The organism is Achromobacter sp. NPDC008082 (assembly GCF_042957345.1).
In the GTDB taxonomy this organism is placed as follows: domain Bacteria; phylum Pseudomonadota; class Gammaproteobacteria; order Burkholderiales; family Burkholderiaceae_B; genus Achromobacter; species Achromobacter kerstersii_A.
On record NZ_JBIBIB010000003.1, the window covers coordinates 481,817 to 503,460 of the forward strand.

A 21,644-nucleotide genomic window follows, 5' to 3' on the forward strand; every position below is an offset into this window, starting at 1 on the left:
TTAAGCGCTAAGTGTTAAGCGTTTAGTGGTAAGCGTTAAATGCGGGGAAAACGTAGATCAGCCGGCGGCTTTCGGCGCCAACGACGCCAGCAGTTCGCTGCGGCAGGCTTCAAGGATTTCGTCCGCCAGCGGGGAATCATCGGGGCAGGCGCGCGACAGCGCGACGGCGCCAATCACATGGGCCAGCAGATCGATCCGCTTGGCGCGGGCGCGCTTGGCGGTTGAATCCGCGTCTGCCGTCAGGTCGGAATCTTGCATCGGATTTTTGGGCGAATCTTGCCTCGGATTCCGGGCCGAATCATGCGTCGCATTCGGGTCGGAATCTTGCGTCGAACCCTCCTCCTTTCCCAGCGCCGCCAGCATGTCTTCGATGCCCGCTGCGAAGGTGGCTTTGACGTCTTCTGTCTGGCGCGCGGCGTCGCCGCACAGCGCGGCCATGGTGCAGCCAGCGCCGCGTCCGTCTCGGTGCGCGCGTGACACGTAGACGTTGATGAATTTGGCAAGGTCCATCTTGCCCGTCATCGCCAGGGATTGCGACAGCCCCGACGCGGCGGTTTCGGCCATCAGGTCGGCCTTGGACCGGAAGTGCTTGTAGAACCCGCCGTGGGTGAACCCGGCGGCGGCCATCAGCTCGGCCACGCCGACGCCGTCGTAGCCGCGCTCTCGGAACAGGGCAGAAGCGGTCTCGACGATGTGCGCACGGTTGGCCTGCGCCTGCGCCTTGGTTACCTTCATTTAATGACCTTCATGTGGCGATCCCGATTTCGCGTGCCTGCGCGTCAACGCCGCGCCAACTCCTCATCCAGGCAGTGAATATACATTGATGTCGATCATCATCAAAGTGCTTGATGATATTTCTTCAGTTGTGGCAGGTGGCCCGCGTCTCGCACGTCGGCTTGCAAGAGAATGGGGCCGCGCCGGTGGCGCCGCCCGCCTTGGCCGTCTGCGCGGGTTATTGCAGCATCGGCGCCGTCAATCCGATGGCGCCCGTGTTGATTAGCCGTTGCAGGTAGAGCGTGCCCTCGCGCAACGCCTCGGCGGGCGTTTCCCATGGCGTGTGGGGGCAAGGCATGCACCAATCGACCAGGATGTCTGTGCCACGCACTACCTGCACCAGCGAAATAAAGCCGGCGGGCAGCGAACCAGGCTTTTCAAGTGCACGCAACGGAATCGCGCGAACGCTGAGTACGTAGCCGCGATATGGCGTGATGACGGAATGCTCCATGGCTCCCCTCCTCAAGATCTTTACAAGATCTGCACACGACGGCTCAAACGCCCATGCGCCCGGCATAGGCCGGGCGCATGGGCGTTGCCTGAAAATCACGTCACGGTGACCGAGATTTTGCGAGGCTGTGCTTCGCGCAGCCGCGGAATCTGCAACGTCAGCACGCCGTGCTTCAAGTTGGCCGAGATGTTGTCCTTGTCCAGGTCGTGGCCCAGGGTGAAGCTGCGCCGGAACAGCGGCTCGCGCAGTTCGTTGTGCACCAGGCGCACCTCGGCAGGCACTTGCACCGCGGCTTCACCTTCGATCAACAGCTCGTTGGACTGCACCTTGATCGACAGCCTTTCCTTGGACACGCCCGGCAGATCGGCCAGCAGCGTAATGCCGGTGGCGTTCTCGTAGATATCCACGGCGGGCAGGGTGGCCGGGCGCTGGCTCGCGTTCGAGACCTTGGCCAAGGATTCCGAGCCGCGCGAGGTGGCGACCGGGTTCCGTTCTTGCATGTTCCGTTCTTCCATGATGATCCTCCTGTGTCGTCGGCTAGTTCATTGGATAGTGATCTGGCGCGGCTTGGCGGATTCGCGCTTGCCGATGGAAATGCAAAGGCAGCCGTCGGTGTAGCGCGCCTGGATGTTTTCCGGGTCCGCGTCGCTGGGCAGCTCCACCACGCGGCTGAACCGGCCGCGCGCGCGTTCGCGTGCGTACAGGGTGGCTTGCCCCGAAGGTTCTTCTTCGCGCCGTTCGCCGGAAATCGTCAGCAGGCCTTTTTCCATGGTGACCTCAAGCGCGTTTGGGTCGATGCCCGGCACAAACGCCACGACTTCAATCGAGTCAGCGCTTGTGCCCACGTTCACGGGCGGAAAGCCTGCGCGCGCGGTGGACCGCAGATTCGAAGGCGCAGTCGAAGAGCGCAGGAGGTTGTCCAGCTGTTGCAGGGTGTCCAGCGCGGAACTGATACCGCTATCGAAAAATGGATAAGTTGCCATGTTCGTCTCCCGATAAGGTCTGGTTCAGGCGGCCGTAGGGCGCTGCGGCCTGAGACTTTTTCATGCTGCGTTGCCCCGCCATAGCGCAAATGTGGCAGCGGGTTCGCAGGTTTCAAGAGACGGATTGATTGATTTTTTCAATCAAGGCGGCGGAAAAAATTACCGGTTTTTAGCGCCGCATTTGGACGAATTCAGCTGGGTTGCCGGGCGGCGGCATCACGCGTCGAACGACGCTTTTTCGACGGCTTGCCGCAGCGCCCGGCGCGGTTGCCTTCAGGCGTGGCGGCCTGGGGCACGTTGCCTTCAGGCCGGGCGGCTCATGATGCTCAACGCCACCGCTTCGGCGATCTTGATCCCATCCACGCCCGCCGACAGAATCCCGCCCGCATAGCCCGCGCCTTCACCCGCCGGGAACAAGCCCTTGGTGTTCAGGCTTTGCAGCGTGTCGTTATCGCGCTTGATGCGAATGGGCGAGGACGTGCGCGTTTCCACGCCGGTCAGCACAGCGTCGTGCATGCCGAAACCCTTGATGGTCTTGTCGAAGGCGGGCAGCGCTTCGCGGATAGCCGTGATGGCGAAGTCGGGCAGGGCGGTGGCCAGGTCGGTCAGATGCACGCCCGGCGTGTACGACGGCAGCACCGAACCAAATTCCGTCGACGCCTTGCCGTCCAGGAAATCCCCCACCAGCTGACCCGGCGCGCTGTAAGTTTCGCCGCCCAGCACAAACGCCTGCGACTCCCACTTGCGCTGAAAGTCCACGCCGGCCAAGACGTGCTCGGGGTAATCCACCTCGGGTGAAATCCCCACCACGATGCCCGCGTTGGCGTTGCGTTCGTTGCGCGAGTACTGGCTCATGCCGTTGGTGACGACGCGGTTCGGTTCCGATGTGGCGGCGACCACCGTGCCGCCCGGGCACATACAGAAGCTGTACACCGAGCGCCCGTTGCTGGCGTGGTGCACCAGTTTGTAGTCGGCCGCGCCCAGAATCGGGTGGCCAGCGCTGGGGCCGAAGCGGGCGCGGTCGATCAGCGATTGCGGGTGTTCAATCCGGAAGCCGATCGAGAACGGCTTGGCTTCCATGAACACGCCCTGGTCGTGCAGCATCTGGAACGTGTCGCGTGCGCTGTGGCCAATGGCCAGCACGACGTGGTCGGCTTCGATGTGTTCGCCGCTGGCAAGCGTCACGCCCGTCACCTGGCCGTTTTCGCGGTGCAGCGTTTCAACCTTGCTGGAAAACCGAACTTCGCCGCCCAGCTTGGTGATGGTGTCGCGCATGACTTCCACCATGCCCACCAGGCGGAACGTGCCGATGTGCGGCTTGCTGACGAACAGGATTTCTTCCGGTGCGCCGGCCAGCACGAATTCCTTCAGGACCTTTTCGCCGTAGTGCTTGGGGTCTTTGATCTGGCTGTACAGCTTGCCGTCCGAAAAAGTGCCTGCGCCGCCTTCGCCAAACTGCACGTTCGATTCCGGGTTCAGGACGCGTTTGCGCCACAGGCCCCAGGTGTCTTTGGTGCGTTCACGCACCGCCTTGCCGCGTTCCAGGATGATGGGTTTGAAGCCCATCTGCGCCAGGACGAGCCCCGCGAACAGGCCACAGGGGCCGGTGCCGATGACGATGGGGCGCTTGCTCAGCGTGGCGGGCGCTTGGGCGACGAATTTGTATTCGGTGTCGGGCGTCGGCTTGACATGGCGATCATCGTGAAAGCGCTGGAGCAGCGCGGCTTCGTTTTCGATGTCGATATCCAGCGTGTACGTCAGCAGGATATTGTGTTTCTTGCGCGCGTCGTAGCTGCGCAAAAAGATGGTGAAGCCGCGCAGATCGCTGGCCGGAACGCCTAGTTTTTTAAGAATCGCGGCAGGCAATTCTTCGGGCGTGTGGTTCAACGGCAGCTTGATTTCAGACAGTCGCAACATGCTTTGGTCCAGAGGGTGGGCGATCACAACGTCGCCAAACCTCGGATTGTACTGGAGCGTTTATGGCGTGACGCCGCCCTTTCTCCACCACGGCGTGCCCACCCCCGGCGCCGTCATGTTCACCCGCACGCCCATCATGGGCGTGGTCAGCGAGACGTCATTTTCCTTTGCCAGCGCCATGATCCGTTCGAACGGTTCTTCCCACGGATGCAGCGCCAGGTCGAACGTGCCGTTGTGTATGGGCAGCAGCCAGCGGCCGCGCAGATCCTGATGCGCTTGCAGCGTTTCTTCGGGCTGCATGTGGACGAAAGCCCAGCGCTTGTCATAGGCGCCGGTTTCCATCAGCGTCAGATCGAAGGGGCCGTAGGCGTCGCCGATGGCTTTGAAGCCGTCGAAGTAGCCGCTGTCGCCGCTGAAGAACACGCGGAAGTCGGCGTCCTGGATCACCCATGACGCCCACAGGCTGCGGTCGGAGTCTGTCAGCCCGCGGCCCGAGAAATGTTGGGCCGGCGTGGCGGTCAGGCGCAGGCCGTCAGCGTCGGTGGACTGCCACCAGTCCAGCTGTTCGACGCACGCCGGGTCCACGCCCCAGGCGATGAGCTGGTCGCCCACGCCCAGCGGCGTGATGAAGCGGGCGGTCTTGCCGGCCAGCTTGGCGATGGCGGCGCGGTCCAGGTGGTCGTAATGGTTGTGCGACAGGATCACGCCGGCAATCGGCGGCAGGTCTTCGATGGAGATCGGGGGCGCATGGAAGCGCGCGGGGCCTGCCCATTGCACGGGGGACGCGCGTTCGGAAAATACCGGGTCGGTCAGCCAGTAGCGGCCGCGCAGCTTCATCAGAATCGTCGAATGCCCCAGTCGGTACAGGCTGCGGTCGGGCGCGGCTTCCAGCGCTGCGATGTCGATAGCGCGCACGGGGATGGCGCGGTCCGGCACGGTGTGCTTGGGCTTGGCGAAGAAGAACGTCCAGGTCAGTTTCAAGCCTTGCCAGAAGCCCAGCGACGGGCGCGGCAGCGGGTTGCGAAAGCGGCCATCGCGGTGTTGGGGCGATTCGGCGTAGCGGGGCGGCGAGGATTGCGGGCAGGAGGTCAGGGCGGTCACGGTAAGCATTCCAGGCAGAAAAATTACACTGCGCAGTGTAGTTTCGTTTTTCTGAAAAGTACACTGGCCAGTGTAAAATTCGCCGCACGTTAACCATTCGAGCCTGCAGCCGCCATGCCCCGTCCCCCGCAACGTCTGACCGATCGCAAACGCGAGGCCATTGTGCGGGCGGCCGTGGAAGAGTTCCGAACGGCCGGCTTTGAGGCCACCAGCATGGACCGCATCGCCAGTGCGGCGGGCGTGTCCAAGCGCACGGTCTACAACCATTTTCCCAGCAAGGAAGAACTGTTCTCTCACATTCTTGAGGAGCTATGGGCCAGCAGTATCGCCAGCGTTGACCTCCCGTATCGGGCCGACGTCGCCCTGGACGAGCAACTGCGGCAGTTGCTGATGCAAAAGCTCGCGCTGCTGGCTGACCCGAATTTCATTGATCTGGCGCGGGTGGCGATGGCCGAAATCATCCATTCCCCCGAACGCGCGCAGGGCATCGTGTGCCGCATGGGTGAAAAAGAGGGCGGCGTAACGGCGTGGATACGCGCGGCGATTGCAGACGGAAAGCTGGCGGATGTGGACCCGGACTTCGCCGGGCACCAGTTGCAAGGGCTGGTAAAGAGCTTCGCGTTCTGGCCCCAGGTCACGCTCGGGCAACCGCCGCTGGGCGAAGCCGAGAGCAAACGCGTGGCGGATGCGGCGGTGGAAATGTTCTTGGGGTGTTATGGGCGGCGGGGGTAAACGCCGCGATTGCAAACATCGCCACTAGCGCCCGATACGTTGCGTTAACCGCAAAAAATCAGACCGATTCACCGGGGGTAGGCATCTTGAACATCTGCTCGCCTGATACGGTTTCGCGCGCTTACCCCGGCCTTAGCTTCCCCCTCGTTCATACACGCCCCACGCATCTTGTGCGCTGGCGTTTTGGTGAATCATCGCCATCAGCGCCTGCACCACCGCTTGCGGGTTGGCGTGTTGGTAGACGTTGCGGCCGTACACCAAGCCCACCGCGCCTTGATCCAGCAGTTCGCGCGATCTTTCGAATACGCGTCGCAGATCTTCCCGGCCTCCGCCGCGCACCAGCACCGGGCAGCGCGCGGCCTGCACGACGCGGTGGAAGTCCTGGGTGTGGGTCGTGGGGTCGGCCTTGATGATGTCGGCGCCCATTTCGCGGGCAAGGCGCACCAGCGTCACGATTTTCTCGGCGTCGCCGTCGACCATGTACCCGCCTTTGGCAGAGTGCGGCGCCATGACCAGGGGTTCGATCATCAGCGGCACGCCATAGCGGTCGCAATCAGCCCGCACTCGCGCGATGTTGGCCACGCACTGGCGGAACAGGTCGGGCTCGTCAGGCAGCATGAACAGATTGACGACGACGCAGGCCGCGTCCATTTGCACGGCGGGCAACACGGGGTCTTGCGTGTTTTGCAACACCGCCCACATCACGCGGTGCGTGGTGGCGTTATAGGGGTTGCCCATGTCCAGGCGCATGACCAGCGCCGGTTTGTTGCGGCCGGGGCGATGTTGCAGCAGGTCGGCCTGGCCGAAGTTGAGCTGGATTGCGTCGGGCTGCGCGGCAGCCAGTTGCTCGATGACGGCGGGCATGTCTTCCAGGCCATCCAGGAAGCTGGGTTCGTTGCAGACCCCGTGGTCGACGGCGATGTCCAGGCAGCGTCCGCCGTTCAGCAGTCGGTTCAGGCGGGCGGTTTTATCTTGCGGCATCTTGGCGTCCTTGAGGTGGAATGGGGGGCGGCGCGCTTGTAGCGAAACGGATGTTCAATCCAGCGCCGACAGATGGCGTTGCGCCGCCGTGTTGATAGCGGTTATGGCGCCGGCGTTCAGGGTGATCGACGCGGCGCCTGCGTTCTGGCGCGCCTGCTCGGGCGTGCGCGCGCCGCACAAGGCCAGCGTGACGCCGCCCGGGCGGGTGGTCCAGGCGATCATCAGTTGCGCCAGCGAACATCCCAAGCGTTGCCGCACCGGTTCCAATTCCTGGAAGAAGGTCTGTAGCCGCAAGCGGTTGGCGGCGGAAAAGCGTGGGTTGCCTGCGCGCTGGTCGTCGCCGGTGAATTGGCGCGCCGGGTCGATCGGGCCGGCCAGCAGGCCAAGCGCCAGCGATGAATACCCCAGCGACGCCACGCCATGCTCCCGGCACAGCGGCAACAAGGTGGACTCGATGTCGCGGTCAATCAGGCTGTACCGTTCCTGGATGGCGTCGACCTGGCCATGTTGCAGGTACTCCGCCAGCGTGTCGGCGGACACGTTGCTCACGCCGATGGCGCGGATCTTGCCTTGCCGTTTCAGGGTCAGCAAGGCGTCCATGGTCTGGGCGACGGGCGTGGTGCTGTCTTGCCAATGCGTGATGTAGAGATCGATGTAGTCGGTCTGCAAACGCGCCAGGCTCTGTTCGACTTCATGGAAGATCGAGTCGCGGCCAAGAAAGCGGTGCACGGGCTTGCCGTCTTCGTCAAAAAAATGCGCGCCTTGCTGGGTGTGCCACACCAACCCGCATTTGGTGGCGATGATGGCGTCGTGGCGGCGGCCTTTCAAGGCCGTGCCTACCAGGGATTCGGCATGCCCCAAGCCATAGGCGGGCGCGGTGTCGATCAGGCGCACGCCCGCGTCAACGGATGCGCGGATGGCGTCGATGGCGGCGGCGTCATCGCCGCCTCCCCACATCCAGCCGCCCATTGCCCAGGTGCCCAGCCCGACGGAGTCGCAGGTGATGCCGGATGCGCCCAACGTGGTGATGTTCATCGGTGTCCCTTCTTGACGTTCATAAGATGATCGACGGTGACCGCGGCAAGCAGAATCAAGCCCTTGACCACGTCTTGCCAGTACGGCGATACGTCCAGCAGGATGAGTGAGCTGGTCACTACCGACAGCAGCGCCAGCCCCAGCACGGCGCCCAGCACGGTGCCCGAGCCGCCTTTCAAACTGGCGCCGCCAATCACGACGGCGGCGATGACGTTCAGTTCCATGCCCAGGCCGAACGTGGGCGTGGCGGCGCCGAAGCGCGCGGTGTAGACCACGCCCGCCACCCCCGCCAGCGCCGAGCACAACACGGTGACCCAGAATTTCACGTGGCCGGTGCGGATGCCGGAATAAAGCGCGGCTTTCTCATTGCTGCCGGTGTAGAACACCTTGCGCAGCAGGGCGGCGCGGCGCAGCGCGAAGTCGCTGATAAGAACAATCGCGGCGAAGATCAGGATTACCGCCGGGATGCCGCCGATGACGCCCTGGCCGATGAACTTGAATTGCGCCGGCAGGGAAAACAGCGACTGCGGCGTGCCTTGGGTAATGGCCAGCGACAAGCCGCGCACGATCACCATGAAGGCCAGTGATGCAATGAAATGGCTGAGCCCGATCCGGGTGACGCACAGGCCAATCAGTGCGCCGACGATGGCGCTTGCGCCGATGGCGGCTAGGCTGGCGGTCCAGGGGTCGACCCCCATCAGGAACAGCTTGCCGGTAATGACCATCGCCATGCAGACGACCGAACCCACCGACAGGTCGATCCCGCCCACGATCACCAGTAAGGTCATGCCGACGACCACGATGCCTTCGATGGAGAATGACAACAGCATCGCCCGGATGTTTTCCCACGTTAGAAAGTGGGGCGACGCGAAGCTCATGCCGATGGCCAGCAGGGCGATGATCAGCAGCAAGCCCGCTTCGCGCATGCTGGCCAGCTTGTGCCGCAGCTTGCTTTCGAGCGCGGGCCGGCGGGCGGTGAGACCGGCCTCGGGCATCAGCGCCGCGTCGGCCGAGGGGGAGGGTTTAAGTTCAGACATCAGATTGTCTCCTCGGCAGTGAGCCCCGACGCCAGTCTTAGCAGGCGCTCTTCGCTCATGTCGCTTGCCGCCAATTCACCGGCCAGCCGGCCGTCGCGGATCACCAGCGCGCGGTCGCACAGGCCGATGATTTCAGGAAGTTCAGACGAAATCACCACCACGCCCACGCCCTGGTTGGCCAGGTCACGCAGGATGTGGTGGATCTCGGATTTCGCGCCCACGTCCACCCCGCGCGTGGGTTCGTCCATCAGCAAGATGGCGGGCCGGGTGGCTAGCAGTTTTGCGATGGCCACCTTTTGCTGGTTGCCGCCGGACAGGCTGGCGGTGTCGATCGCCACGCCGTCGGACTTGAGCTTCAAGCGCGCGCCCAATTCCAGCGCCAGACGCCGTTCGGCCTGCCGGCGCAGCAGCCCGAAGCGCGAGCTGATGCGTTTGAGCGCCATGGACGATACGTTCTGTTCGATGGGCAATTCCAGGAACAGGCCGGCGGCCTTGCGGTCTTCGCTCAGGTAGGCGATGCCATGGCGCAGGGCGTCGCCATAGCGGCGCAGGCGCAGCAGCTTGCCGCGCAGGCGGACTTCGCCGCGGCGGGCGCGGCGCAAGCCGCACAGGGTTTCGGCAAGCTCGGTGCGGCCCGCGCCCATCAGCCCGGACACACCCAGAATTTCCCCGCGTTTGAGCGTGAACGAGATGCCGTGCACGGCAACGCCGTCGGCAATGTTGTCGACTTGCAGCAGCGGGGCGTCGTCGTTGTGATCGCCCAAGTGATCACCCACCGGATCGCCCACCTGATCGCCCACCTGATCGCCCACGTGATCGCCCTGCTTGGGCGGGTAGTAGCTGCCCAAGTCCCGCCCGACCATGCCGCGCACCAGCGCATCGGGAGTCAAGTCCGCAAGCGGGGCGCACAGTACGTCGCGCCCGTCGCGCAACACGGTGACGCGATCGCAATGTTGAAAGATCTCGGCCATGCGATGGCTGATATAGATGATGCCGATGCCTTGCGCCTTCAGGTCGTGCAAGACGCGAAAGAGGGCGGCGGACTCCACTTCGGTCAGCGCTGCGGTGGGTTCGTCCAGGATCAGCACCTTGCAGTTCAGCGTCAGCGCTTTGGCGATTTCCACCAGTTGCTGGCTGGAAATGCCCAGGTCGTCCACGCGCCGCGCGGGGTCGATGTCTTGCCCCAGCCGGGCCAGCACTTGGGCTGCGCGCGCATTCAGGCTGGCGAAGTCCATCCAGGCGCGCGGGCGCGTGGAAATTTCCGGCATGAAGATGTTTTCCGCCACCGTGGCGTCGCCGCACAGCGCGATTTCCTGGTGGACCAGCCCGATGCCCAGTTGCATGGCGTGCGCGGGGCCATGGATGACCACGCGTTCGCCATCCAGATGGATGTCGCCTTCGTCGGGCGTGTAGATGCCGTCGATGATCTTCATCAACGTTGACTTGCCCGCGCCGTTCTCGCCGCACAGGGCGTGGATTTCGCCCCGTTGCAGCGAGAAGTGCACGCCGGCCAGCGCCCGCGACGCGCCGAAGCGCTTGGCGATGCCGTGCAGCGCCAGCAGTGGCGGGGGGGCGCTCATTCGTTAATGCCCTTGGTGCCGCGGCGGGCCAGGTATTTATCCCAGTAGAAGTCGTCGGCGTTGGCCTTGCTGACAATGGACAGGCCGTTGTCCAGGAACGGCACCGCCATGGGATTGGTGCCATTGCGCTTGGCGTCGTTCATGGGGTCGATCAGTTGCTGGTTGCGCGCCAGGAACAGCAGCATCATGCCCATGTAGCCCTGCACGCCCTGGTTCGGATTGACCGCGCCATAGACCTCGCCCGACTTGATCATGTCCAGAATCTTTGCGTTGACGTCGCAACACAGCACCTTGATGTTCTTCTTGGTCTCGATGCTGGCCTGGGCGGCGCCCAGCGCCGAATTCGCCTCGGGCATGAAGAGCGCGGCCAGGTTGGGATTGGCTTGCGCCAGGCTCAAGGTGGCTTGATACGCCTTGTTGGGATCTTGATTGCTGGCCGCGCGGCCCACGAGCTTCATGCCCGGGTACTTGGTCTTCATGCGGTTGATGAAGGCGGCGATGCGGCGGTCGTGATTGTCCTGGCCCGGGTTCTCCAGCACGGCGTAATCGCCCTTGCCGTCAAGCGCGCCCGCAATGGCGTCGGCGGCTTGCACGCCTTCGCGTTCGTTGTCTGACGTCACGAACGACACGCGCTTGGAATTGGGGGAGTCGGCCGCGAAGGTAACGACCGGGATGCCCATGGCGGCGGCGCGGTTGATGGGTTCGATGAAGGGGTCAGGGTTCATCGGATGCAGCAGGATGCCAGCGGGCTTGCGGGCCAGCTCTTGTTCAAACGAGGCCAGCTGTTTGTTGACGTCGTACTCCGGCGTGCCGGAATAGCGCGTCTTCACGCCCAGGGTCTGGCCCAGCTGTTTCATCATTTCGTACACCGGGAACCAGTACTCCACCCCGGACACCATGACGTTCATCACATACACGTCGTTGCTGGCGCCTTTCAGCCCGGTTCCTTGCGCCGCGGGCGCGCTTTGGGCAAAGGCATTGGCTCCTGCCAGGCTGGCGCCCGCAGCAGCTACGGTCTTCAAGAAATCTCTTCTCATGTTGCGCTCCTTTTCCTCGCATTGATCCAATGCCTGGTGGCTCCGATACCCGGTTGGTGGGCCTAATTGGCTCACTCGTTGTTATGACATCGACTGAACTATATGGCAGCGTAATTATTTCTTTTACTAGGGGAAACACTGCTATCCTGCGAAAAATATCTGTAGACAATGTCATAACATGAACGCCGACATATTCCTGGGTATCGACATGGGGTCCACGGGCCTGAAGGCAGTTGCCTTCGAGGCCGGGACGGGGGCTACGCTGGCCGCTTCCGGGGGCGCGTTGCCGTATACGCACTTGCCAGGCGGCGGGTGCGAGCTGAGCGCGGACGCCATCGAATCCGCACTGATGCACGCGCTGCGCAGCGTGGCCGACCAGTTGGGGCCGCGCGTGGCAAACCTGCGCGCCTTGAGCTGCACGGGCCATGGCGCCGGGCTCTATGCGCTGGACGAACAGGGGCGGTTGTTGGCGGGGCGGGCAGTGGCTTCCACTGACCAGCGCGCCGCCGCTCGCGCCCGCGCCATGGCGCAGCGTTGGGGCGACGCCCTGTATCAGGAGGTGGGTTGCCGGCCCTGGGCGGGCCAATCCAGCCTGATCGCCGCCGAACTGTTCAAGGTGCAGAGCGGCGAACACCGGAAGATCCGGCGGCTGCTGTTTGCCAAGGACTACCTGACGTTTCTGTTAAGCGGCCAGGCCGCGACGGATGCCAGTGATGTCAGCACGGCGGGCTTGCTGTCCTTGGAAACGGGCGCGTGGTCAGCGATGGCGTTTGAGGCGGCTGGCTTGTCAGACCTGATGGCGCGCGCATTGCCGCCCATCGTGCCGTCTGGCACGGTGATTGGGCATCTGCTGCCTGCACGCGCGGCGGCTTGCGGCTTGCCCGCGGGGCTGCCTATCGCAGTCGGCGCGATTGATCTGCTGGCGTCGCTGGCGGCGGTGGGCGCGGTAAAGAGCGGCCACGCGGTGGCGGTGTTTGGCACGTGGTGCGTGAACGCGGTGGTGGCGCCCGCGCGCGAGCCCAAGCCTGACGTGGGCGCCATCGTGCGGTATGGGCCAGCCAGCCATCGGCTGTATCTAGAGAACAGCCCGTCGTCGATGGCCAACGTGGCCTGGCTGGCGCGAACCATGCCGTTCAACGATACGGCGGCGGTCGATACCGAGGCGGCCGTCGCCGCGGCGGCAGTCTCTACGGCGGCCGTGGTGGACTGCGCCATGTCGATGCCGCTGGGCGCGGAGGGCTTGCGCTTTCTGCCCTTCATCAATGGGGGCGGGGTGGCGGCGGGCGCTACGGCCGGCTTCGTGGGCTTGAAGGGACACCATGGCCGCGCCCACATGGCGCGCGCTGTCGTCGACGCGGTGGTGGCCTTGCATGCCTGGCACTTGAAGCGCTTGGCGGCGCGAGGCCTGGGCGTGCGGGCAGACAACGGCGCGGGTGCGAGCGCGGTCGTGGCGGCGTTGGGCGGCGGCGCACGCGATCCCCGGATGGTGCAACTGCTGGCGAATTTTATGGGGCACCCCGTGCAACGCTGTGGCGACGATGAGACCGGCGCGCGCGGTGCGGCGGGCTATGCGGCGCTATCGCAGGGGGCGTGCGCGGACGATGTGCTGCCGGTGCGCTGCGTTGCGGTCGCGCCCGACGCGGCTGCCGAGCACGCGCATGCGGAATACTTCGCCGGGTTTGAAGCGTTGATCGGCAGCATGGCGCCCGCCTTCGAACAGCTTGCAAGGTCCGCACCATGATGGCCGCCAATGTGCCGGAAACGTCGCCGGGCAGCAGACCGGAAATCGCGCCGGATTGCTTGCCCTATGTGCGCCCCGCCACGCTTGCGGGCCGCCACTTTTCAACGGTGATCGTGGGCGCAGGCATCAATGGCGTCGGCGTATTCCGCGACCTGTCTCTGCAAGGTGTTGACTGCCTGATCGTGGACAAGGGCGACTTCGCCGCCGGCGCCAGCAGTGCGCCGTCGCGAATGATTCACGGCGGGCTGCGCTATTTGGAAAGCGGTGCGTTCGGGCTGGTGGCGGAAGCCACGCGCGAACGCAATCTGCTGCTGCGCAATGCGCCGCATCTGGTGCACCCGCTGGAAACGGTGGTGCCGTTGTCCAGCCGCTTTGGCGGATTGTTGGGCAGCGTGCTGCGCTTTGCGGGGTTTGCGGCAACGCCCGGCGCCCGAGGCCTGTTCGTTGTGGCGCTGGGCTTGCGGCTTTACGACCGCCTGGGGCGGCGCCAGCGCGTAATGCCGGGCCATCGCATTGCCCGCACGCCGGTTGCGGACGCTGCCCTCTTCCGCAACACCGTGCGCTGGACGGCCACTTACTTTGATGCCTGGATCAGCCATCCCGAATGGCTGATTCTGGAATTGATGGCAGATGCGCACGCGGACCACGCCGCGTCGCTTGCCGCCAACTATTGCTGCGTGACGGCCTGCCGGGGCAAGACGCTCAGCTTGCGCGACGAGATCACCGGCGAGACCGTGGACGTCACTGCTGATACCGTCGTCAACGCCACCGGCGCCTGGCTGGACCGGTCGGCCAGTGCGTTGGAGGGGGCGGGCTCGCGCGTCATGGGCACGAAGGGATCGCATCTGATACTGGACCATCCGGCTTTGCGCACGGCGCTGGGCGGACGCATGGCGTACTTCGAGGCATCGGACGGGCGCGTCTGCATCGTCTACCCGTTCATGGACCGCGTGCTGGTGGGCTCAACCGACATTCCGGTTGATGATCCTGACCTGGCGGCGACCGAACCGGCCGAAATTGATTACCTGCTGGAGGTGCTGGGCGAGGTCTTTCCGCGCCTGCACTTTGCGCGCAAAGACGTGGTCTACACTTACGTCGGCGTGCGCCCGTTGGCGCAGTCTGATGCCGACAAGCCCGGGCAGATTTCTCGCAGCCATGCGGTGGCGGTCGATCCGCCAAACGCGGTGCGCACCGTACCGTTGATATGCCTGGTCGGCGGCAAGTGGACCACCTTCCGCTCGCTGGCCGAGCTAGCCGCTAATCACGTGTTGGCGCAATTGGGCCGGCCGCGGCTGCGCTCGACCGAAGCGCTGCCCATAGGCGGTGGCGCGGACTGGGCCTTGGATGGCGCCAAGCGGGGCCTCTGGATAGACGACGTGCAGGCGCAATCGGGCCTGCCGCGCGCGCGCATCGCGGCGCTGGGGGACCGCTACGGTTCTCGTGCCGCCGCGTTGGCGCAGGCCTTTGCGGCGGCGGGCGATACGCCCTTGCAGCACGCGCCGGCCTATTCGGCAGCCGAGATCCGCATGCTGTGCCAGGACACCGGGGTGAGGCATCTGGCTGATCTGGTGATCCGCCGCACCTTGTTGGCGATAGGCGGGCGCGTGAGCGCCGCGCTGTTGGAAGAATTGGCCGATGTGGCCGCCGCGGCGCTGGGCTGGAGCGCCACGCGCCGGCGCGAAGAGTGGCTGGCCTGCGCCGCCACCCTGCGTGACCGGCATTTTGTAGACCTTGCCGCAAGCAAGGGGGCGTTGGGGGCCAGCCCGAACGCCGCCTTGCCTGCGGATTCGATTTCAAGCCCCATCACGACATGAGCAGCTCCATTTCCCCCCAAGACACCCTGGACCGCAACGCGGGCGCACCGCTCTGGACGCAGTTCCGGGATGTGGTGCGCGGCAAGATACTTCAGGGCGAACTGCCGGTAGGCGCCAAACTGCCCACCGAGGCCGAGTTCGGCGAACAGTACGGCATTTCCCGGATCGTGGTGCGCGAGGCCTTGGCCGATCTGGTGCGCAATGGGCTCATCTACAAGATCCGAGGGCAGGGCGCCTTCGTGTCGGCGCGCGAACGCGATGAGGACTTCGTGTCGACCGTGCTGGGCTTTTCAGATGAAATGGCGCGCAAGGGCCGCACGGTGCGCACGCAAGTGCTGATGCAGGAATTGCGTGCGCCGACTGCGCAAGAAGCGTCGTCGTTGGTGTTGACCGAAGCGGACATGGTGGTGGCGTTAAAGCGCCTGCGCAGTGTCGATGGGGAATTGCAGCTGCTGGTGGAAACGGCGGTACCCGCGGATCTTGCCCCGGGCCTGCACCGCGCCCGTTTGGAAAACCGCTCTTTGTATGACGTGCTGCGCCGTCAATATGGCCTGCGCATCGTGCGCGCTGAACGGTGGATCGATGCGGTGGCGCCCGATGCGCAAACCTGCGAATTGCTGGGCATGGCCAGCGCCGAGCCGTTGCTGCGCATCGAGTCGATTGCGTATGGGTCTAACGGGCGGCCCTTGGAATACTACCGGGCGCTGCACCGCTGCAAGTCCAGCCGTCTGCATGTGCAGACTACGACGTAATGCGCTGAGCGCGCTGAATGTGCTGAATGCGCTGAGCCCGCTGCATGTGCCGAATGAGCTGAATATGCTGAATGCGCTAATTGCTCGCCGCTAGTCTTAAAACAGATTCAGCGCCCGCGCCACCCACAGCCCCAGGCCGATGGCGATGCCAATCAATAATGTGCGGCGAAATCCGCCACGAGCCGGCACCGCGCCGGGCGACAGGGCAGAGCCCGCGTTGATGGCCGGGGGCGATAGCGGCATCGCTCGTGATATGGGCCGCGTCGTCGTGGCGGCGGGCGAATCGGCGGCTTCTCCTTCAGTTTCAATCGTGAACGCGGGCTTGCCGCTACGCGCCGCCGCGCCGCCACCCAGCTCGCTCACGTCCACGCCGGCGCTTTTCAACATTCCCCACAAGCCTTCCATCCCCTGGCCGCTGCGCAACGCTTCGATGCGTTCGCGCTCCGCGCGCGGGACGTCGTCCAGGCTGTCGTAGCGGCGGCCGTTCACGGTGACTGCGCCGTTGTCGATGTCGACCTTGAACGTCTCGCCGTTTTCAGTGCCGGCGTAGCTCCATTTTTCCGACACGCTGACGCCGTCCATTTTGCTGTCCAGCAATTCTTCGATGCTGGCTTGTTGTTCCGGCGTCAGGTCGGTGGTGGAACTCCAGCTGCGGGTGGTCGTCGAACTTTTCCAGACCTTCGTGTTGTTGTCGCTCATGCTCGTTTTCCGTGAGGGTTCCTGTCGCGGAATATACAGAATCCATTCACCTTGCTGTCAGAAAAGCCCGCTTTTGCGGGCTTCTTACGTTGTCCTTAAAGCAAAACACTTTTCCATGTCAAGAAATTGAAACTGATCTGGTCATTCGAGCAGATCAGATGCGTTTCTGGGCGCATAATGCGTGCACCTTCTCTTACGTCCCTTTTCAAGAGCAGGTTCGATTTCAGCAGCACAGAGCGTGTTGTCACTAGCTCGGCAGTTCGTGTTTCCAGGGTTCATGTTCGGTAGCGCGCTAGGACAACTTGGAATATTCACGGAGATGTCTATGACAGATGATGCAAAGCCGCGCCGGCGGTTTCTGCAGGCGCTGGCCATTGTGCCGGCGTCGACGTTGGCGGTAGGTGCACTCACCACCGGCTGTACCAACGCGGCAGATGGCAAGGTCGCCCAGGCCAAGCCTTACGAGCCCACCTATTTCACCAAGCCCGAATGGGCCTTCATCGTTGCCGCGGTGGATCACCTGATCCCCGCCGACCAATATGGTCCGGGCGCGATCGAAGCGGGTGTGCCGGAATTCATTGATCGTCAGATGGAGACGCCGTTCGGCCACGGCAAGCTCTGGTACATGCAAGGCCCGTTCCACCCTGACCAGGTGCCGGAACTGGGTTATCAGCTGAACCAGAATCCGCGCGAGGTCTATCGTCACGGCATCGAAGCCTGCGACGCCTGGTGCGGAAAGACGCACGGCAAGGTGTACGCCGAACTGGATAAAGGCTTGCAGGAGCAGATTCTGAAGGATCTGCAAGGCGGCAAGATCGAGTTCGAAAGCGTGCCTTCCAAGACGTTCTTCAGTTTCCTGCTGTCCAACACCAAAGAAGGTTTCTTCGCCGATCCGATCTACGGCGGCAACAAGAACATGGTGGGTTGGAAGATGGTGGGCTTTCCCGGCGCGCGCGCCGACTATATGGACTGGGTTGACCAGCCCAACGTGAAGTACCCCTATGGCCCCGTGTCGATTTCTGGGGAGAAGGGTTAATCATGGCGATCAAGAAAGACAAAGTAGATGCGGTACTGGTCGGTTTCGGCTGGACCGGCGCGATCCTGGGTCAGGAACTGACCGAAGCGGGCTTGCACGTGCTGGCGCTGGAACGCGGCGGCATGCAAGACACCCCGAAGGACGCTGAATACCCCAAGGTCATCGACGAGCTGGCGTACTCCGTGCGCGGCAAGCTGTTCCAGGACCTGTCCAAAGAAACCGTGACGATCCGCCATGGCGTGGATGACGTTGCGGTGCCTTACCGCCAGAACGGTTCGTTCCTGCTGGGTACGGGCGTGGGCGGCGCGGGCTTTCACTGGAACGGCATGCACTATCGCGTGTTGCCGGAAGAGCTGGAACTGCGCACGCGCTACGAAACCCGCTACGGCAAGAAGTTCATTCCGGAAGGCATGACCATCCAGGACTTCGGCGTCACCTACGACGAACTGGAACCTTACTTCTCCAAGTTCGAATACGTGTGCGGCACGTCGGGCAAGGCCGGTAACCTGAACGGCAAGATCGTTGAAGGCGGCAACCCGCTGGAAGGCAAGCGCAGCAAGGAATTCCCGCTGCCGGCGCTGCCCAACACCTATGGCGCACAGTTGTTTGAGAAGGCCGCGCGCGAGGTCGGGTTCAATCCGTATCCGGCGCCCGCCGCCAACGCGTCGGGTCCGTACACGAACCCGTATGGCGTACGCCTTGGCCCCTGCAACTTCTGCGGCTTCTGCGAAAACTACGGCTGCTACATGTATTCGAAGGCATCGCCGCAGACGACGATTCTGCCGGTGCTGCTGAAAAAGCCCAACTTCGAACTGCGCACGCATTCGCAAGTCATCAAGGTCAACCTGGATTCGACGGGCAAGAAGGCCATCGGTGTGACGTACATCGACGCCCAAGGCCGCGAAATCGACCAGCCGGCCGATCTGGTGATCCTGTCGGCCTACCAGATGCACAACGTGCGTCTGCTGCTGTTGTCGGGCATCGGCAAGCCGTATGACCCCAAGACCAACGAAGGCGTGGTCGGCAAGAACTATGCGTACCAGATGAACGGCGCGGTCAACGTGCTGTTGCCCAAGGGCACCCAGCTGAACCCGTTCGTGGGTACCGGCGCGGGCGGCGTGGGCATGGACGATTTGAACGGCGACCAATTCGACCACGGCCCCCTGGGCTTTGTGGGCGGCGCCAGCATCCGCCACGTGCGCTACGGCGGCCGTCCGATCAAGCAGACGCCGACGACGCCGGGCACGCCGTCGTGGGGCACCGCCTGGAAGGCCGGCGTGCAGGACGCTTATCAGCGCTTCATGACCATCGGCATTTCGGGTTCGGTGATGTCGTACCGCGACGCTTATCTGTCGCTGGACCCGACCTACAAGGACGCCTACGGCCAGCCGCTGCTGCGCATGACCTTCGACTGGCATGACAACGAGTTCGACATGCTGGGCTATATGGGCAAGCGCATGGAGACCGTGGCCAAGGCCATGAACCCCGAGAAGCATTTCGTGGCGGTGCGCAAGAAGGGCGCGCGGTATGACACGCGCGTGTATCAGAGCACGCACAACACGGGTGGCGCGATCATGGGCTCGAACCCCAAGGAAAGCGTGGTCAACAAGTACCTGCAAAGCTGGGATGTGCCGAACGTGTTCGTGATGGGCGCTTGCGTGTTCCCGCAGAACATGGGCTACAACCCGACCGGTCTGGTGGGCGCCCTGGCTTACTGGGCCGCGCAGGCAATTCGCGACCAGTATCTGAAGAACCCCGGCCCGCTGGTCCAGGCTTAAGGAGACGGAACAATGTTGAAGCAAACCATTGTTGCGGCCTTTTCGGCCCTGGTCGCAAGCGCGGCGTTCGCCGCCGACGGCACGCCCGCCGCGCCCGATGCGCAGATGATCAAGCAGGGCGAATACCTGTCGCGCGCCGGTGACTGTATCGCCTGCCACACGGCCAAAGGCGGCAAGCCCTTTGCGGGTGGGCTGGGTATCGAGTCGCCGTTGGGCACGATTTATTCGACCAACATCACGCCCGATAAAGACACCGGTATCGGCAACTACACGTACGAAGACTTCGACCTGGCCGTGCGCCACGGCAAGGCCAAGGACGGGCATTCGCTGTATCCGGCCATGCCGTACACGGCATACGCCAAGGTCACGCCGGATGACGTGAAGGCGCTGTACGCGTACTTCATGCATGGGGTGGAACCGGTCAAGCAGGAAAACAAGGACACGGATATTTCGTGGCCGATGTCGATGCGCTGGCCCTTGACCGTGTGGCGCTGGATGTTTGCGCCCGACGTCGTCACCGGCCCCGCCACAAGCGACCTGAAGGGCGCTGACCGCGAAGCCTTGCTGCGCGGCCAGTACCTGGTGGAAGGCCTGGGCCATTGCAGCACCTGCCACACGCCGCGCGGCGTCGCCTTGCAAGAAAAGGCGCTGAGCGACAAGGACGGTTCTGCCTTCTTGTCGGGCGGTGTGGTCGAAGGCTGGCTGGCCAAGAACCTGCGCGGCGACGTTACCGACGGCCTGGGCAGCTGGACGAAGGAAGACATTGCCGTCTTCCTGAAGTCGGGCCGCAACGGCCATTCGGCAGCCTTTGGCGGCATGGCGCAAGTGGTGGAAGACAGCACGCAGCATCTGACCGATGCTGACCTGAACGCCATCGCGGTGTATCTGAAGAGCTTGCCGCCGGTCAACAAGGACGCCACCAAGCCGTTGGCGTACGACGAGTCCGTGGCCCAAGCGCTGCGTACGGGTAAGGACAAGGGCGACGGCGCCATGGCCTTCCTGAACAACTGCGCGGCCTGCCACCGCAGCACCGGCAAGGGCTACACCGAAACGTTCCCGCAACTGGCGCTGAGCTCGACGGTGAATTCGGCGGACCCGACGTCGCTGATTCACATCGTGTTGAAGGGCGCCCAGATGCCGGGCACGACGGCGGCTCCCACGGCCTACGCCATGCCGGGCTTTGACTGGCGCATGACCGACAAGGAAGTGGCTGACGTGGTGACCTTCGTGCGCGCAAGCTGGGGCAACAAGGGGGCGGCAGTCAGCGCTTCGGATGTGGCCAAGGTGCGCAAGGACGTAGGCGCGGCGGCTCAGCCGACGCGTTAAGCGGCGGCAGGTCCCGGCCAGCATCGCTTTGCGAATTTGCGAACCGATGCGAACCCGCGGCGCTGGAAAGCTCAGGCTTTCCAGCGCCGTTTTGTTTTTCTGAGGGAATTGACACGCGGCGTCGTCAGGCGCAAGCTCTGCTTCATGCGCCGACCCCTGACCCCGTTCGCCCTGATTATTACCACCATTACCATCATGGTGGGTTAGCGCGCGTCGGAACATCGCTACACAAACCCGCCAAGAGGCGGGTTTTTTGTGGGCTCGCCTTTTGCTTGTTTTTTCAAACGGAGAGCCCTTCATGACGTCATCAAATCCTTCAAGTCCTGCCGCTTTTTCCACGCCCACGCTGCATTTTCTTTGCGGCAAGATCGCCGCGGGTAAATCCACGCTGGCGGCAGCGCTGGCCGCGCAGCCCGGTACGCTGTTGATCAGCGAAGACAGCTGGCTGGCGGCGTTGTATCCGGGGGAAATCGTGGACATCACCGACTACGCGCGGTGCGCGAGCCGGCTGCGCAACGCGATGGGCAGCCATGTGGCGGCGCTGGTCGGGGCAGGGTTGTCGGTGGTGCTGGACTTTCCGGCCAACACCCGCCGCAGCCGTGAATGGTTGCGGCAGGTGGCCGAGCAGGCCGGATGCCCGCACCAGCTGCATTACCTGGACGCTTCTGACGCGGTGTGCAAAGCCCGGCTGCAAGCGCGAAACGCATCGGGCGCGCATCCGTTCACGACCACGGACGAGCAGTACGACGCGATCACCGCGTACTTCGTGGAGCCAGGGGCGGACGAAGGCTTCAACATCGTGCGGCACCCGCAGCGTTGAAGGGGGTGCTGAAGGGCGTGCTGAAGGGGGTGCTGAAGGGGGGGGCTGAA

Annotated in this window: 20 protein-coding genes; 8 read left to right on the forward strand and 12 right to left on the reverse strand. The window is 63.8% G+C overall.

Annotated elements, in window-relative coordinates; all coding sequences use genetic code 11:
- Positions 1 to 57: 57 nt before the first annotated feature.
- The 6 genes from ACFZAI_RS14310 to ACFZAI_RS14335 all read right to left on the reverse strand — a co-directional run bounded on the left by ACFZAI_RS14310 (position 58) and on the right by ACFZAI_RS14335 (position 5,235).
- Positions 58 to 735 carry a TetR/AcrR family transcriptional regulator gene (locus tag ACFZAI_RS14310; RefSeq protein WP_391567478.1) on the reverse strand — a complete coding sequence of 226 codons (678 nt, stop codon included), beginning with the start codon at positions 733 to 735 and terminating at the stop codon, positions 58 to 60.
- 217 nt (positions 736 to 952) lie between these two features.
- Complete coding sequence (locus ACFZAI_RS14315; RefSeq protein ID WP_391567479.1) at positions 953 to 1,225, reverse strand: hypothetical protein; 273 nt, start codon at positions 1,223 to 1,225, stop codon at positions 953 to 955.
- 95 nt (positions 1,226 to 1,320) lie between these two features.
- Positions 1,321 to 1,725: an Hsp20/alpha crystallin family protein gene (locus ACFZAI_RS14320; protein WP_391567858.1), complete on the reverse strand. Its 405-nt coding sequence runs from the start codon at positions 1,723 to 1,725 to the stop codon at positions 1,321 to 1,323.
- A gap of 42 nt (positions 1,726 to 1,767) precedes the next feature.
- Complete coding sequence (locus tag ACFZAI_RS14325) at positions 1,768 to 2,208, reverse strand: Hsp20/alpha crystallin family protein (RefSeq protein WP_391567480.1); 441 nt, start codon at positions 2,206 to 2,208, stop codon at positions 1,768 to 1,770.
- A 303-nt stretch (positions 2,209 to 2,511) separates the two neighbouring features.
- Positions 2,512 to 4,125, reverse strand: coding sequence for an NAD(P)/FAD-dependent oxidoreductase (locus tag ACFZAI_RS14330; protein WP_391567481.1), 1,614 nt, complete (start codon positions 4,123 to 4,125; stop codon positions 2,512 to 2,514).
- 60 nt (positions 4,126 to 4,185) lie between these two features.
- Positions 4,186 to 5,235: an MBL fold metallo-hydrolase gene (locus ACFZAI_RS14335; protein WP_391567482.1), complete on the reverse strand. Its 1,050-nt coding sequence runs from the start codon at positions 5,233 to 5,235 to the stop codon at positions 4,186 to 4,188.
- 105 nt (positions 5,236 to 5,340) lie between these two features.
- Between ACFZAI_RS14335 and ACFZAI_RS14340 the strand changes: the two genes are divergently transcribed.
- Positions 5,341 to 5,958, forward strand: a complete 618-nt coding sequence (locus ACFZAI_RS14340; RefSeq protein ID WP_391567483.1) for a TetR/AcrR family transcriptional regulator — start codon at positions 5,341 to 5,343, stop codon at positions 5,956 to 5,958.
- A gap of 132 nt (positions 5,959 to 6,090) precedes the next feature.
- Here ACFZAI_RS14340 and ACFZAI_RS14345 read toward each other — a convergent pair whose 3' ends face one another.
- Genes ACFZAI_RS14345 through ACFZAI_RS14365 form a run of 5 tightly spaced genes read right to left on the reverse strand, consistent with a single transcriptional unit; the run spans position 6,091 to position 11,628 of the window.
- The gene (locus ACFZAI_RS14345) at positions 6,091 to 6,939 is read right to left on the reverse strand and encodes a class I fructose-bisphosphate aldolase (protein WP_391567484.1); all 849 of its coding nucleotides are present in this window, start codon (positions 6,937 to 6,939) and stop codon (positions 6,091 to 6,093) included.
- 54 nt (positions 6,940 to 6,993) lie between these two features.
- Positions 6,994 to 7,974, reverse strand: coding sequence for an aldo/keto reductase (locus tag ACFZAI_RS14350; protein ID WP_391567485.1), 981 nt, complete (start codon positions 7,972 to 7,974; stop codon positions 6,994 to 6,996).
- Positions 7,971 to 8,969, reverse strand: coding sequence for an ABC transporter permease (locus tag ACFZAI_RS14355; protein ID WP_391567859.1), 999 nt, complete (start codon positions 8,967 to 8,969; stop codon positions 7,971 to 7,973). Before ACFZAI_RS14355 ends, ACFZAI_RS14350 begins: the two co-directional genes overlap by 4 nt.
- Before the next feature lie 41 nt (positions 8,970 to 9,010).
- On the reverse strand, positions 9,011 to 10,591 hold the full coding sequence (locus tag ACFZAI_RS14360) for a sugar ABC transporter ATP-binding protein (RefSeq protein WP_391567486.1): 1,581 nt from the start codon (positions 10,589 to 10,591) through the stop codon (positions 9,011 to 9,013).
- Positions 10,588 to 11,628 carry a substrate-binding domain-containing protein gene (locus ACFZAI_RS14365; protein ID WP_391567487.1) on the reverse strand — a complete coding sequence of 347 codons (1,041 nt, stop codon included), beginning with the start codon at positions 11,626 to 11,628 and terminating at the stop codon, positions 10,588 to 10,590. Before ACFZAI_RS14365 ends, ACFZAI_RS14360 begins: the two co-directional genes overlap by 4 nt.
- A gap of 178 nt (positions 11,629 to 11,806) precedes the next feature.
- Here ACFZAI_RS14365 and ACFZAI_RS14370 point away from each other — a divergent pair, with 178 nt between their 5' ends.
- From ACFZAI_RS14370 to ACFZAI_RS14380, 3 genes are read left to right on the forward strand one after another with little or no spacing between them, the layout of a single operon-like run.
- On the forward strand, positions 11,807 to 13,369 hold the full coding sequence (locus ACFZAI_RS14370; RefSeq protein ID WP_391567488.1) for an FGGY family carbohydrate kinase: 1,563 nt from the start codon (positions 11,807 to 11,809) through the stop codon (positions 13,367 to 13,369).
- Positions 13,369 to 15,183, forward strand: coding sequence for a glycerol-3-phosphate dehydrogenase/oxidase (locus ACFZAI_RS14375; protein ID WP_391567860.1), 1,815 nt, complete (start codon positions 13,369 to 13,371; stop codon positions 15,181 to 15,183). The genes ACFZAI_RS14370 and ACFZAI_RS14375 overlap by 1 nt, the downstream gene beginning before the upstream one ends.
- Positions 15,180 to 15,935: a GntR family transcriptional regulator gene (locus ACFZAI_RS14380; protein ID WP_391567489.1), complete on the forward strand. Its 756-nt coding sequence runs from the start codon at positions 15,180 to 15,182 to the stop codon at positions 15,933 to 15,935. The genes ACFZAI_RS14375 and ACFZAI_RS14380 overlap by 4 nt, the downstream gene beginning before the upstream one ends.
- A gap of 96 nt (positions 15,936 to 16,031) precedes the next feature.
- Here the strand turns inward: ACFZAI_RS14380 and ACFZAI_RS14385 are convergent, their stop codons facing one another.
- Positions 16,032 to 16,634: a hypothetical protein gene (locus ACFZAI_RS14385; RefSeq protein WP_391567490.1), complete on the reverse strand. Its 603-nt coding sequence runs from the start codon at positions 16,632 to 16,634 to the stop codon at positions 16,032 to 16,034.
- Positions 16,635 to 16,959: 325 nt separating this feature from the next.
- Here ACFZAI_RS14385 and ACFZAI_RS14390 point away from each other — a divergent pair, with 325 nt between their 5' ends.
- The 4 genes from ACFZAI_RS14390 to ACFZAI_RS14405 all read left to right on the forward strand — a co-directional run bounded on the left by ACFZAI_RS14390 (position 16,960) and on the right by ACFZAI_RS14405 (position 21,594).
- Positions 16,960 to 17,670 (forward strand): gluconate 2-dehydrogenase subunit 3 family protein, encoded by a 711-nt coding sequence (locus ACFZAI_RS14390; protein ID WP_391567491.1) that lies wholly within the window; start codon positions 16,960 to 16,962, stop codon positions 17,668 to 17,670.
- A 2-nt stretch (positions 17,671 to 17,672) separates the two neighbouring features.
- Positions 17,673 to 19,448, forward strand: coding sequence for a GMC family oxidoreductase (locus tag ACFZAI_RS14395; protein ID WP_391567492.1), 1,776 nt, complete (start codon positions 17,673 to 17,675; stop codon positions 19,446 to 19,448).
- A gap of 12 nt (positions 19,449 to 19,460) precedes the next feature.
- On the forward strand, positions 19,461 to 20,774 hold the full coding sequence (locus tag ACFZAI_RS14400) for a c-type cytochrome (protein WP_391567493.1): 1,314 nt from the start codon (positions 19,461 to 19,463) through the stop codon (positions 20,772 to 20,774).
- Positions 20,775 to 21,072: 298 nt separating this feature from the next.
- Positions 21,073 to 21,594, forward strand: coding sequence for an AAA family ATPase (locus ACFZAI_RS14405; RefSeq protein ID WP_391567494.1), 522 nt, complete (start codon positions 21,073 to 21,075; stop codon positions 21,592 to 21,594).
- Positions 21,595 to 21,644: the final 50 nt, after the last annotated feature.